Annotated in this window: 12 protein-coding genes; 9 read left to right on the forward strand and 3 right to left on the reverse strand. The window is 53.7% G+C overall.

The annotated features are described in order from the left end of the window. Window positions 1-57: 57 nt before the first annotated feature. The 3 genes from JE47_RS0116540 (at window position 58) to JE47_RS0116550 (ending at window position 3,912) form a co-directional block, all read left to right on the forward strand. Window positions 58-999 carry a transglutaminase-like domain-containing protein gene (locus JE47_RS0116540; RefSeq protein ID WP_031460818.1) on the forward strand — a complete coding sequence of 314 codons (942 nt, stop codon included), beginning with the start codon at window positions 58-60 and terminating at the stop codon, window positions 997-999. 230 nt (window positions 1,000-1,229) lie between these two features. Beyond that, window positions 1,230-2,615, forward strand: coding sequence for a CUAEP/CCAEP-tail radical SAM (seleno)protein (locus tag JE47_RS0116545; RefSeq protein WP_031460819.1), 1,386 nt, complete (start codon window positions 1,230-1,232; stop codon window positions 2,613-2,615). Window positions 2,616-2,664: 49 nt separating this feature from the next. Then, window positions 2,665-3,912 carry an ATP-grasp domain-containing protein gene (locus JE47_RS0116550; RefSeq protein ID WP_031460820.1) on the forward strand — a complete coding sequence of 416 codons (1,248 nt, stop codon included), beginning with the start codon at window positions 2,665-2,667 and terminating at the stop codon, window positions 3,910-3,912. Window positions 3,913-3,951: 39 nt separating this feature from the next. On the opposite strand, the gene JE47_RS0116555 is transcribed toward JE47_RS0116550, so the two are convergent. Then, window positions 3,952-4,254 (reverse strand): oxidative damage protection protein, encoded by a 303-nt coding sequence (locus tag JE47_RS0116555; RefSeq protein WP_031460821.1) that lies wholly within the window; start codon window positions 4,252-4,254, stop codon window positions 3,952-3,954. Window positions 4,255-4,320: 66 nt separating this feature from the next. On the opposite strand from JE47_RS0116555, the gene JE47_RS0116560 reads away from it, so the two are divergent. Then, window positions 4,321-5,241, forward strand: a complete 921-nt coding sequence (locus JE47_RS0116560; RefSeq protein ID WP_051871188.1) for a methionyl-tRNA formyltransferase — start codon at window positions 4,321-4,323, stop codon at window positions 5,239-5,241. Window positions 5,242-5,626: 385 nt separating this feature from the next. After that, window positions 5,627-6,583, forward strand: a complete 957-nt coding sequence (locus tag JE47_RS21075) for an STAS domain-containing protein (RefSeq protein ID WP_330216976.1) — start codon at window positions 5,627-5,629, stop codon at window positions 6,581-6,583. A 2-nt stretch (window positions 6,584-6,585) separates the two neighbouring features. Here the strand turns inward: JE47_RS21075 and bcp are convergent, their stop codons facing one another. Next, window positions 6,586-7,050: a thioredoxin-dependent thiol peroxidase gene (gene bcp, locus JE47_RS0116570; RefSeq protein ID WP_031460824.1), complete on the reverse strand. Its 465-nt coding sequence runs from the start codon at window positions 7,048-7,050 to the stop codon at window positions 6,586-6,588. Between the two features lie 322 nt (window positions 7,051-7,372). Here bcp and JE47_RS0116575 point away from each other — a divergent pair, with 322 nt between their 5' ends. After that, window positions 7,373-8,410, forward strand: a complete 1,038-nt coding sequence (locus JE47_RS0116575; RefSeq protein ID WP_031460825.1) for a ketopantoate reductase family protein — start codon at window positions 7,373-7,375, stop codon at window positions 8,408-8,410. Window positions 8,411-8,588: 178 nt separating this feature from the next. Next, on the forward strand, window positions 8,589-9,461 hold the full coding sequence (locus tag JE47_RS0116580) for a hypothetical protein (protein ID WP_031460826.1): 873 nt from the start codon (window positions 8,589-8,591) through the stop codon (window positions 9,459-9,461). On the opposite strand, the gene JE47_RS0116585 is transcribed toward JE47_RS0116580, so the two are convergent. Further along, the gene (locus JE47_RS0116585; protein ID WP_031460827.1) at window positions 9,412-10,359 is read right to left on the reverse strand and encodes a metallophosphoesterase; all 948 of its coding nucleotides are present in this window, start codon (window positions 10,357-10,359) and stop codon (window positions 9,412-9,414) included. The two genes, JE47_RS0116580 and JE47_RS0116585, sit on opposite strands and share 50 nt — an antisense overlap. Window positions 10,360-10,596: 237 nt before the next feature. Here JE47_RS0116585 and uvrC point away from each other — a divergent pair, with 237 nt between their 5' ends. Then, window positions 10,597-12,540, forward strand: a complete 1,944-nt coding sequence (uvrC, locus tag JE47_RS0116590) for an excinuclease ABC subunit UvrC (RefSeq protein WP_031460828.1) — start codon at window positions 10,597-10,599, stop codon at window positions 12,538-12,540. 17 nt (window positions 12,541-12,557) lie between these two features. Further along, window positions 12,558-14,007 (forward strand): carboxyl transferase domain-containing protein (locus JE47_RS0116595; RefSeq protein ID WP_031460829.1); only part of this gene is annotated, 1,450 nt, incomplete at its 3' end.

Below are 14,007 nucleotides of genomic sequence, written 5' to 3' on the forward strand. Positions count from 1 at the left end.
CAATCAGGCACTGCCTCAGTAGTGCCCTTTGATGAGGCGTTTGACAAACATCGACGTATGTTCTATTCGATCCTCCATAAGACTCGTTTCCGCTATAGCGCACCCGTAACCGAAAGCCAGACCGAAGTTCGAATGTGCCCGCGGAGTGAAGGAAACCAGCGTCTTCTCGAATTCCAATTAACTACGGCGCCTTTCGCCCACATTCAACACTATCGTGACTGGCTTGGTAACGAGGTTTACCATTTTGACATAGCGGCAGCCCACCGGCAGGTATTGATTATCGCCGAAGCAATTGTACAGATTACTGCCCCACCCCAGCTTCCTGATCAACTTGATTATACGGTGTGGCGTGCACTCGACCTTCTGGCTGAGCAGGGAGAGTACTGGGATTTTCGCATGCCCAGTCATTTTATTCAGGCTACTCCTGCCTTGCTCGATCTGGCCCGCGAATTGGGAGTAGAACGTCGTACTGATCCATTGAGTCTGCTACGTGAACTGACAAGTCAAATCGCGGATTCGTTTGTGTATGCGCCACAAACCACGCGCGTCGATTCACCAATCGACGAGGCACTATTGGCGCGTCGGGGAGTTTGTCAGGATTTTTCCCACATTATGATTGCGTTGGTACGGCGCATTGGCATCCCTTGTCGTTACGTGAGTGGCTACCTCTTCCACCGAACTGAGGATCACGACCGTTCGGAGGAGGATGCGACTCATGCCTGGGTAGAGGCATTTTTACCCGAGTTGGGTTGGGTGGGGTTTGATCCAACCAACAATTTAATCGCCGGTGAACGCCATATTCGTGTCGCAGTTGGTCGCGACTATGCCGATGTACCGCCAACTCGTGGCATCTACCGTGGTCAGGCTACCAGCCAACTTGAAGTTGGTGTGAAAGTTCTCCCCTCTGCCATCCATATTGATGAAAGTGAAGTATTGCCACAGGTAACAACAGCAAGTGTTCGAGCCGAATTGATGGATCAACAGCAACAGCAACAATAGAGTCCTGTTAGGGCGTGTCTGAAAAATGCTCCTGATTGCCCGAAGAGTGCGGGCCGTTAGCCCACGTCTTGAGGTGAGAGGATAAAACCCGTCGCACTCCAGGTCGTGCGTTCCTACACTTCATCATCACTGCCAGATAGACAATACTCAAACACACTCCTAAACTCTCCGTGGTGAGGAGAGACTTTCTCAAGATAATGGGTTTCTAATCTTACGGTACAATAATCTCTATGAACGTTTTACTTATCTCAACCTACGAACTTGGTCACCAACCACTGAGCCTGGCATCACCGGCAGCCTGGTTACGTCGGGCAGGAGCTAATGTCACTTGTGTAGATGTCAGTGTCACGCCATTGACTGAAGCGATGGTTGCCAATGCCGGCCTTATTGGGATTTCGGTGCCGATGCACACCGCCACTCGTCTGGCATTGACCCTCTTACCACGCCTGCGCGCCACTGCACCGGAAGCGTTTATTGTCTGCTACGGTCTATATGCACCACTCAACGCGAGTATGCTGCGGGCCGCCGGCGCCGATTGCTGTCTTGGTGGTGAAGTTGAAGCAGTACTGACCGCTATCTGGCAACGCCTCGCTGCTGGTGAGCGTCCACCGTCTATTGATACAATAGCGCTGCATCGCCTTGATCTGATTCCACCTGATCGGAGTGACCTGCCGCCCCTCAACCGCTATGCAACCCTGGTCACTGCTACTGAGATGCGCTATGCAGGTTATACCGAAGCGACCCGCGGCTGCAAGCATCTTTGCCGTCACTGTCCGGTTGTTCCGGTCTACAATGGTCGTTTCCGGGTCGTCCCTCGATCAACGGTTCTCGCCGACATTCGCGCTCAGGTCGCAGCCGGCGCTCGCCATATCACCTTTGGCGATCCGGATTTTCTGAATGGTCCTGGCCATGTGTTACCGATTGTCAGGGCTATGCACGCTGAGTTTCCCGATGTTACGTATGATGTAACCATCAAGATAGAGCATATCTTGCGTTACGCACATCTGCTCCCAGAACTGCGCGCAACCGGTTGCATTATGGTGGTCAGCGCAGTTGAGGCGCTCGATGATGAAATCTTGGCGCGTTTTGCCAAACGTCATACACGAGCTGATATTGTTCGTGCCGTTGAATTGCTGCGCGCCAATGATATTGCCCTGAATGCTACGTTCGTTGCTTTTACCCCATGGACGACCCGACAACGTTACCGAGAGTTGCTGATCGGTATCGCAGAGCTAGGTCTGATTGAAAGCGTTGCTCCGGTGCAGTATGGCCTGCGTTTGCTCATACCGGCAGGCTCGCGGTTACTCGAATTGCCCGACGTGCAGGCGTTGGTCGGGCAATTCGATCCGGTCGCTCTGGCTTACCCCTGGCAACATCCTGATCCGGCAATGGATGAATTGCAGCGTCAGGTGATGGCGTTGGCGCAAGCGAGTGAACAGTGCGGCGCGTCACGCAGCAGTTTTTACCAACGCTTGCTTGATCTCTGCGATCAGATTATTGGCCCGGGTGAGCGCCCAATCGTGTTACCAGAACCAACACCGATCCCACGCTTGAGTGAACCATGGTATTGCTGCGCTGAGCCATCTGGTAACCAATTGATAACAACCTTCTTGTAGCAGGGTGAGCGTATACGGCAATGACCAGAACTTTCTCATCGAGGTGGTTATGCAGCCCCATCTCCTGTTGCTGACAACCCCATCTTCATACCGCCTACCGGCCTTTCTAGACGCGGCCAGGCGGATTGATGTTCAGGTTACGGTTACGGAAGATACCCCTTCAGAGTTGATCCGTCCCCTGCCGACACGCCTATTGATCGACTTTCGTGATCGGGAAGCAGCGTTGAAGGCGATTCGCGATCTGCACGAGGTTAAACCGCTGACTGCAATTGTACCAGTTGATGATAGTGGGGTTGAGCTGGCCGCCATCGTATGCGCCGAACTGGGATTAGCGTTTAATCGTCCTGCAGCAGCCGCAGCCGCTCGCGACAAGCACCTCATGCGGCAACTCTTTGCCCGCGCTGGTGTACCGTCGCCTGCTTTTCGACTCTGCTCTACCACTGATGATCTCACGACGCTGGCCCAGACAGTCACGTTCCCCTGTGTCGTCAAGCCGTTACGCCTCAATGGCAGTCGTGGTGTTATCCGGGCTGACAATCCGCGCCAGTTTGTGGCAGCGGTACGCCGCCTGAATGCGCTGTTGGATCGGATTGAAGGGACAGGCGGGCATGAATTCTTGGTTGAAGATTTTATACCGGGCTTCGAAGTTGCCCTGGAAGGGTTGATTGACAACGGCAAACTGCAAGTGTTGGCACTCTTCGACAAGCCCGATCCGCTAGACGGGCCTTTTTTTGAAGAGACCATCTATGTCACACCTTCACGGTTGCCTGAAGCGACCCAGGCCGCTATTCGTGCGGTTACTGCATCGGCGGCGCGGGCAGTTGGTTTAGAGCGCGGCCCACTCCACGCCGAACTTCGCATAAATGAACGTGGGCCGTGGATGATTGAGTTGGCGAACCGGAGCATCGGCGGTCTATGTTCGCGCACGTTACGCTTTGGTACCGATGCAACGCTGGAAGAGTTGATTTTGCGGCAGGCTGCTGGCTTACCGATTGACACCCTTAGTCGGGAAGGTCGGGCAGGTGGGGTTATGATGATCCCTATTCCGCAGGCAGGGATACTACGTGCGGTTGATGGTGTGGATGAAGCACGTGCTATTCCTGGCATTGAAGCCGTCGAAATAACTGCCCCTCTGAACTACCCGCTGGTTCCGCTTCCAGAAGGGGACAGCTATCTCGGCTTTATCTTCGCCCGTGGTTCTGATCCGGAGACTGTCGAAACAGCGCTCCGCGCTGCTCATGCTTGCCTGCGGTTTACGATTGTACCGGCAATTGAACTACAACCGGTTGCCGGATAACTTTAAATGATCACAGCACTGTTTAGCAAACGAGTCTGATCACTTGCGCCGTGGGCCACCCTTCGCCGGTGCCGATGTTGGCGGTGTCCATCCTTCAGGCATCTGGGCATTCTCGCCAAAAAAGAACTCTTCCATCGCCTGCATCAGGATGCGCTGTGCGTTCGGATCACCTAAACTAAGGCCGTAATGATTAATAATCAGTGTTGCCTGCTGCGGCCACATACGCCACGCCTGTGCTGATACCTGTTCGTAGATGCGTTGACCGAGTGGCCCAGGAAACGGCGGCTGATCGAGGCCTGGCAATTCGCGCCCAAGTTTGACACATTTGACCATGCGTGCCATATGTTTTTCTTTCACTCGTGCAATTGACGATACCATATCTATTATACCTGAAAGCAGTGAGTGACTATGCGCCTTGTGATGTTTGCAATGCCAGGCCCGATGGCGCTGACGGTCTTGCAAGGGCTGCTGAGGTTATCAGTTGAAATTGTTGGACTGTTCCATCCGGCGCCACCGGGCACTCCCATTCTTGGCGCTTTGCCGCCCTCAGAGACGCAGGCGAAGAAAATGGTACTTGCCCCGCCAACGGTTGCCACTATCGCCGATCAGGCTGGCATCCCACGCTATGCAGTTAGCCGCAGTGCGATGTTGGCTATCGGTGAACGATTACATCAGCAACGGCTAGATCTGGCAGTGGTAGCATGTTGGCCGTGGCGTATTCCGCCAGCCCTCCTCGATATTCCACGCTTTGGTTGGCTGAATCTCCATCCATCACCACTCCCCGAATTACGCGGGCCAGAACCGCTTTTTTGGGCTTTGCGGCAGGGCTGGACACGCACGGCGATGACGCTTCACCTAATGGATGAACTGCTTGACCACGGCCCAATCGTGCTCCAACACTGGTTTGATCTGCCGATTGGCGAGCGACTTTCCACCATCGAAGCCCTGGCAGGTTCTTGGGCGGCGCAGATGCTTCCCATAGCCTTGAAAAACCTTGCCGATCCGGCCTGGCAACCACGTCCACAGCCAGACAATGGAAGCTTTTTCCCTTCGCCGCAACCGCAGGATTTTATCCTTACCGCCGACTGGACGGTGCAGCGAGCGTATGCGTTTGTGCGCGCAGTGGCTGAATGGGGGCAACCGTTCCCCTTCATTGCTGCAAATGGGCAGACGGTAACAATTGTCGATGCCGTTACTTATCATCTCCAACAGCACCTGGTAGCTCCTGTTGTCAAACAAGGTGAGTATCTTCTGTTGCAGTTACTTGACGGGTGTCTCGTAGGGGTTCCTGAACCGAGCGGTCGTTTCGGGAGGGGGTACATCTGGTAACATCCATCACAAGCTTTGTGAGGCTTTCCGCCATTTTCACTCTACCTGGTCATGAGCGCATTGTAGGTGGGTTCGCTCGCAACTGTGATGCTTCTGCCACTGTAGCGAATTGGGAAGCCTGTGCAATAGCGCGGTTGGATTCGGAATGACAAAAAGATGTTGCGTGTCGAAAAATTGCAAGGAGTGTTACAATGAAGCAAGGTATGCTCGAGAGACCATCATTCTCACGCCGACAGAGAAGTTTTGTGACCACGAACAGAGAATGTCTATGAATGACGCCCAATTATCTACCGTAAATGTTCTCAAGCAAAGCAGTAAAACTATGCAGGAATGGCGTGTACAAATCCTGAATGATTTGTTATGAGCAATCGTAATTTTTGGTGGCATTGCGTTGGTTACCAGATCGTTGTCAGATTATAGAACGCTGGGTGAGAGAGCGATCCCTTACATCGCAGTTTACACGCTCGTGTATCTTAGCATCGTAGCTGTAGCTATTCTGCGCCAGTTGAGTCTCGCTATTCGCGTCTTCGTCCTGTTATTCGTTTTGAGTGGTATTGCTACATTTCTTACGATTACCTTTGGAATAGTAGGAAGTGGGCGTCTGCTTTGGATTGGTGTGATTACGCTTGCCCTGATCTATTTTGATTTGCACGGTGGTTTTATCGGATTTGCATTGTCACTCCTTGTAACTATAGGAACGGCAGTGATCTATGTAACCGGGAGTGCACCCTTTGTCGCCCCAGAATTGCTAGTGGTGCAGGATACTATTGAAGATTGGGCCGGTTCTATTACCCTGTATGTTGCCATTCTTGTACTGACCCTAGTTCCAACCTATTACCTGATTAAACGTCTTCAAGTGCTTGCGCATCAGGCTACGGCTGAAGCAGCACGGGCACACCTGCACGCTCGGCAGGCTGAAGAACAGGCTCAGGCCTTAGCACAACAGACCACTCAGCTCCAGCAAACGGAGCAGATGCTGCGTAACTTAGTTCAATCACTCGAAACACCCACCGTTGAGATCGGTGATCACGTTCTACTGGCGCCGATTGTCGGTCAGCTCGATCAGCAACGTGCTGATACCTTGTTGAAGCGACTGCTGGCTGTCGTCAGTGATCGTCGGGTCAGGCAGGTTGTGATTGATGTCGCTGGTGTTCCGACCTTTGACGAGATGGCTGCACATTGTTTGCTGCAAACCGTGCAGGCATTGCGCCTGATCGGCTGCGAGGCGGTGATTACCGGTATCTCACCAGCGATGGCGCAGACAATCACCACCCTGGGCATCGATATGAAAACGATTACTACTGCCCGTTCGCCCCAAGATGTTTTGCTGCGCCAGCTATAACACTATCCCAACGCTGCAAGCGCACGTTTGACACTATCAGCAGGACTGACTTTTATCTCAGCCTGTACAATCCGACCTGATTCGTCGATAACAAAGTGAGAGCGGATGATTCCCATATACTTCTTACCCATCATCGACTTTTCACCCCATACACCATACGCCTCGGCCACGCTATGCTGTTCATCGGCGAGCAAGATGAAAGGCAAATGGTGTTTGGTCTTAAATTTCGCATGGGATTTGGTCGAATCCGGGCTGATACCGATAACGACTGCATTCTTCTCTGTGATAATGGGGTACGAATCGCGGAAGCCACAGGCCTGCGACGTGCATCCAGGTGTGTCATCTTTTGGGTAGAAGTACAGAATGACCCGCTTGCCGCGAAACTGACTGAGCGAAACCAGTTCGCCTGCCTCATTCGGGAGCGTAAAGTCTGGAGCCAGATCGCCTACTTGTGGTGGGTTTGTCATAGTGATCCACTTCCTGTTATGTATCGAATCCTGCAATAGTATGCTACCACAAATTACACTCCATCTGGTCTTGAGAATGGAACGATTGCAGAAGGGGCCGAATGTTTATCACTCCCCGCCCTTTCTGGGTGCAGAGAGTACCAGAGCGCGCTCAGGCAAATGGTGCTGATCAGAGGATTCCTGTGAGTATGTGCAAGACACGCATTGCTGGGTACGACCGAACATTGAAGATGTTAAACACTTCTGACGAGCTGCGACACGATGCCGTACACACCTCATATTCAGCTATACTAAGAATAATCGGCTTTGTGAGGAGGATTTCATGGCAATTGTCATTGTCGGTGGTGGTGCCATCGGGTTATTATTGCTCTCACGTCTGTCTCAAGCTGGTAATCCGCTACCGGTTGCTTTGTTGACACGACCAAACGGAGTAGCGGCATTGCGGGCGAACCCGTTGCAGGTCAGTGGAATCGGTGCGTGTACACTTAGGAGTGTGATTGTTGCCAGTAGGGTAAGCGATCTTCCAGCAGTGTTTCATCAACCGGCGCTGGCAATTCTTTGTGTTAAGGGGTACGACACCCATAGCGCAATACCTACACTGTGCGATCTCAATCCAACGGCTATTCTTACCCTGCAAAATGGACTTGGGAATGAAGAGGTACTGGCGCAAGCCCTTGGCGCCGACCGTATTATCGCCGGGGCAATTACGACCTCGGTTGATGCTACCGGCCCCACAACGATTACGGTAACAAAAGCAGGAGGCATCGGGTTGGCACCGGTAGGGAATGCCGGTAATCTCACACTGGCTGAGTCGGTGCTGAGCAAGGCTGGTTTTATCGTGCGGTGCTACACCGATTACCGGGCAATGAAGTGGTCGAAAGCGCTCCTGAATATGCTGGGCAATGCCACGGCTGCCATTCTTGACTGGCCGGTGACGCGGGTCTACTCCGATCATCGCCTAATTGCCCTTGAGCGGGCAGCCGTGCGTGAGGCGTTGATGGTGATGCAACATATCGGGATAAAGCCGGTCAATTTACCCCGTTACCCGGCAGCTCTGCTGGCTTTTGGCATCCGCTGGGTGCCACCGTTGATCCTTGATCCGATCCTACGGCAGCGTGTTGCGGGCGGGCGGGGTGGCAAAGACCCTTCCCTCCTTCGCGACCTGCGTGCCGGACGTTCACGCTCTGAGGGTGAGTTTCTCTACGGCGCGGTAGCCGCCGCCGCAACCGGGCATAATCTGAGTGCGCCGGTGAATGCCGGTTTGTGGCGTGTTCTAGGCGGTATTGCCCGTGGTGAGTTGTCTTGGAACGAGTATCGGGGTCGTCCCGAACGGTTGCTAGCTGCGTGTAGTATGGGATAAACTGTTAGTGCGTGGGATGTGCGCACGAATACGTGGCAGAACACACAGCGGGTTGGATCTCGCTGTGAATCGGTACCCTGCATCGTGCAACATGTTCGTCAGGTTGACGCAATATCTTACCAAAGCGCGAATATCACATACGTACTGACTGTTTCAAGTATCATCTTCCGGTGTACCTATGATCCAACCGGCTATTGTAAGCTATGATCGGGCCTGCGTGATCGAACTGATCCGTACCCAGTCACCTGAAGCGGTACGTGCCCGCCTGCGCGCCGGTGATTTCGATGCTATGCTTGACCCAGAGGGACGTGCCTTATTAGACGAACTCTTGACGGCCTGGATTCAGCGTGCTCTTGGCTCGCTGACATTGCGGGATGCGATGCTTATCGATCCCTACCGGGCACGGCAGGTTTATGGGTTACTCTGCGCACTCTATGTTCGGCAGCGGGTAGCAATTAGCCCTGATCTGGCTGTCTACTTGCCAGCCGCACCGGCCGATCTCCCTTCCTTACCACCGCCTCTCGCCGCTTTACCCGAACTAGCAGCGTTGGCCGATCAGGCAGCACGAGAAGGGCTTGTTTTGACCTGGCAGGCTCAATACTACGATTTTGCACCGCCGGGGAACTTGAACGATCTGACACCACCGTTGCCACAGCCATACCGTGATGAACCACTGTTCGAGCAACCTACCGGGCTGCGGCGCAATCTAGCGATTGCCCTGGCCTCGCTCGGTGTTGCCCTGTTAGTGGTGCCGTTGTTGTTCGGTTATATTCCCAGACACCCGGCCGGTTTGCCGTTAGCGCTCCTCACCCTGGCCCTATTGATTGGGATCAAGGCCGGCTTCTTCGGATACCTTGGCGCGTTATGTATCTGGTTGATCGCCAATCTACCCGCTTTTCGCCACGGTACCGCGTTAATCGATCTCTGGCCTGCTCTCCCACTGCTCATCGTCGGTTTGTGGCTCTTACGGCTCGACCGTCGGGTGTGGGCGATGTGGCGCTTTATTCATCGCCAGTTTCATCGACGACACGACGCAACCGGAACAGGCTGACTTCCGGTGGACAGCCAAAACGTAGCGGTAGGCCGCCAACACCGCGACTCACAAATAGCTGCATTCGGCCGACCCGGAAATGTCCCATATCGTAGCACCAGCCATGACGGGGAAGACAGAGTGGCCCGAGTCCGGGAAAGCGCACGTGCCCGCCGTGCGTGTGACCAGAGAGTTGGACATCGAAACCGGCTGCTGCCGCTTCGTCGGCAATATCCGGGCAATGGGCGAGCAACAGGCGAAAATCGTGTTCTGTGGCGCCACCGAGCGCCAGCTTCAGATCAGGACGACCATCCCAGTGATCATCTACTCCGGCCAGTAACAGCCGAGCACCGTTACGCTCGATAATGCGGTGTCGGTTGAGCAATAACTGGACATTGTGGTCACGCAGGATGGTTGTGATATACGGCATACCTTCCCAATAGTCATGATTGCCGGGGACGGCGTAGATGCCGAGTGGAGCTTGCAAGCGTTTCAAGACCTCAGGCAGATGAGAGATAGCTGATCGACGATGCACCAAATCACCGGTTAATACGATGATCTCTGGTTGAGCAGAGCGTAATTGTTCGATTGCCTGATGAGCGTTGCTCAAACTGTAGCGATGCCCCAGATGTAGATCACTCAATTGGCCGATAGTTAAACCGTCGAGACCGACAGGAAGGTTGGGAAAGCGTAGTTCATGGATGTTTAACTGTACGCGGCGAGGTTCGATAGCCAGGGCATAGCCGGCGCTGACCACGCCTGCTCCGGCCAGGGTCATTGCAATCGGTAAACCGCCGTAGAAACTGGCAATACCGGCCAGCATACTCCCGGCCAGACCAGCCCCGATCCAGCGGAGCGAATAGCGCAAGCGTGGCTGCTGTTTCGATTTGGTGCGTGCTGATGAGAGTGTCGTTGTCATAGGCGATACCTGTATGTGATGTTTCATTGCAGTGAATATACCATGTCTTTTACCGTCAGTAGTCAGTGAGTCAAGGGAATAGGGCAGGCTCGTCTATTTACAAAGAATACGCAGGATAGGCATACTCTATACGATTGCAGCCCATCCTGCGTGCTTACTTCCCCCCTCGCTGTTGACAATATACCATTAAGATGAATAATAGCTGAACAAGCGAACAGGAATGTTATACTAGGCACTATGGATCTCAGTCACACTGCTGTACGCGATCATGCCGCTTTTCTTGAGCGGCTCCGCTTAGTTCCCGATCAGCCGGGCGTCTATCTCTGGAAAGACGCACAGGGTCGTTTACTGTATGTGGGCAAGAGTAAACGCCTGCGCGACCGCATGCGCTCGTATTTTGGCTCGCCGCGTAGTCTGAATGGCAAAACCCGACGGTTAGTCAGTCATATTGCCGATTTTGAAATTATTGTCACTCAGAGCGAGTTAGAGGCGCTGTTGCTGGAAATGAACTTGATTAAACAGCACCGGCCGCCGTATAACATTCTGCTCAAAGATGATAAAACATATCCGTACATCAAGGTCACGGTCAACGAAGAGTGGCCACGGGTGTTTGCGACTCGTCAGGTGCTGAATGATGGCGCACGTTATTTTGGCCCCTACGCCAGTGCCGGTTCAGTCTACCAGGCACTCGATATTCTTAATCGGCTGTTCGCATTCCGGCCACCCTACGAGTGCAAAGACGATAAATTCAACCGCCATCGCAAGCAAGGAAAGCCATGCCTCTACTACCAGATGCGCCGTTGTCTAGGGCCGTGTGTACCTGGTCTGGTGACAAAAGAAGCCTATCGGCAGGCGATTGACGCTGTTTGTCGCTTCCTCGAAGGCAAGAGTGATCAGATCGTGCGCGAATTACGTGCGCAAATGGAGCAAGCCGCCGAACAATTGGAGTTCGAGCGAGCGGCCTATCTGCGTGATCGGATACAGGCAATCGAGAAGATATCGGAACGTCAGCAGGTGTTGCGCACCGTAGATACCGATCAGGATGTGATTGCCTTTGCCCGCGAAGACGGGAGTGCCGTCGTGCAGGTGCTCTTCATTCGCGGCGGGAAGCTGATTAACGCCGAGCCATTTACGCTGCAAGGCACAGAAGGCGAAAGCGATGAGGCATTGCTCGCTTCGTTCATTACCCAATTCTACCAGAATGCGCCAACCGTTCCACCTAGTTTACTGCTCGCTGAGCATATCGAAGAACCGTTGATTATCGCTTCGTGGCTGCAACAAAAGAGTGGTCATCGCGTCGAAATTACCGTTCCACGGCGCGGAGAGAAGCGGCAGTTGGTGGAAATGGCGGCGAATAATGCCCGCCAGAAGTTGCGCGAAATTCGCGAGCAGTGGCTCAATTCTGAACAGCGAGCCGTTGCTGCGCTGAGTGAGCTGCGTGATCTGCTTGAATTGCCTGCTCTACCCCGTCGGATCGAGTGCTACGATGTCTCAAATACTCAGGGACAGCATTCAGTGGCCAGTATGGTAGTGTTCGAGCACGGCGAACCGCGTCCTGCTTATTACCGCCGTTTTAAGATCAAGACCGTGAGTGGGGCAAACGATGTGGCTTCACTGCGCGAAGTAATCAGTCGGCGTTTCCGCCGGGCAGCCGAAGCATTAGGTGAGCAGCAGCTTGCCGTCGAAGAAGAAACCTCGACCGGTGAAGCATCCAGTACCGATCAACAGGCACTAGAACGCTGGGCCGAGTTGCCCGATCTGTTGTTGGTCGATGGTGGACAGGGACAGGTTGCGGCTGCTGTTGCCGCGCTACAGGAACTCGGTTTTGACCAGATTCCAGTAGTTGGTGTTGCTAAAGGCCCTGATCGTAACCGGTTTGATCTGGTGCGTATAGGGTGCGAACCGATCGTGCTGGCCCGCGATAGTAAGGCTCTGGCGCTGATCCAGCGGATTGATGAAGAAGCACATCGCTTTGCGATCACGTATCATCGCAAATTGCGTAGCAAAGCTGCGCTTCGTTCACCACTCGAAGATATTCCAGGGATCGGGCCAAAACGGAAGCGAGCGCTGCTCAAGGCGTTCGGTTCGATAGAGGGTATTCAGCGGGCCAGTATCGATGAAATTGCTGCCGTTCCTGGGATGACGCGCAAGCTTGCCGAAGAGCTGAAGAATATATTGTAGTCGTCGGAGAGCATACTATGTCGATCATTCATTCGCACATTCAAACCAACAGTCCTGATTTTCAGGCCAATTTCGCTTATCATCAGGCGTTAGCCGCCGACTTACGTGCACGGCTGGCTGAGATACGCCAGGGTGGTGGCGCCGAGCAGCGTCGGCGTCACGAAGAACGAGGCAAGCTCTTCGTGCGTGACCGCATTGATACACTGATTGATCCTAATAGTGCGTTTCTAGAGATTGGTACGCTGGCTGCGTATAAGGTTTACGATGAAGAAGTTCCGGCGGCTGGTATTGTTTGTGGTATCGGTCAGGTGGCCGGTCGACCGGTGATGATCATTGCTAATGATGCGACCGTCAAGGGCGGTACGTACTTTCCGCTTACCGTCAAGAAGCATTTACGCGCACAGGAGATTGCGCGGGAAAATCGGTTGCCGTGCATTTATCTGGTCGATAGCGGCGGCGCCTATCTGCCGCTGCAAAGCGAAGTCTTTCCCGACCGCGACCACTTTGGGCGAATTTTCTACAACCAGGCCCAGATGTCAGCCGAGGGCATTCCCCAAATTGCCTGCGTGATGGGCAGTTGTACCGCTGGTGGTGCCTACGTACCGGCGATGAGCGATGAAGTGGTGATTGTGAAGGGTAACGGTACCATCTTTTTAGGTGGGCCACCGCTGGTCAAGGCCGCTACCGGAGAGGAGGTCACTGCCGAAGAGCTAGGTGGGGCTGATGTTCATACTCGTATCTCTGGTGTCGCCGACTATTTTGCCAACGATGACCGTGAAGCATTGGCAATTGTGCGCGATATTGTCGCTCATTTGGGGCCGCGTCAGCGTGCACAATGGGAACTCCGTGATCCGGAACCGCCGCGCTACGATCCACGTGAGATTTATGGTATTCTACCCCGCGATTTTCGTCAGAGCTACGATGTTCGTGAGGTGATTGCGCGCATTGTAGACGGCAGTCGTTTCCATGAGTTCAAAGCGCGTTATGGTACAACGCTCGTGTGTGGTTTTGCCCACATTGAAGGATTTCCGGTTGGGATTCTGGCCAATAATGGTATTCTATTCAGCGAAAGTGCGCTGAAGGGTGCTCATTTCATCGAGTTGTGTTGTGCCCGCAGTATTCCGTTGGTCTTTTTGCAGAATATCACCGGCTTCATGGTTGGCAAGCAGTATGAAAATGGCGGGATCGCCAAAGATGGTGCGAAACTTGTGACCGCAGTGAGTTGCGCAAACGTACCAAAATTTACCGTCATTATCGGAGGGAGTTTCGGCGCCGGGAATTACGGCATGTGTGGGCGCGCCTACCAACCGCGTCAGCTCTGGATGTGGCCTAACGCTCGTATCAGTGTAATGGGGGGAATGCAGGCGGCAAACGTGCTGCTGACTATCCGGCGTGACAATCTGCGTGCCCGTGGTCAAGATATGACTCCCGAAGAGCAAGAGCGCTTTATGGCACCGATTTTGGCTA

Source organism: Chloroflexus sp. MS-G, from assembly GCF_000735195.1.
Lineage (GTDB): Bacteria > Chloroflexota > Chloroflexia > Chloroflexales > Chloroflexaceae > Chloroflexus.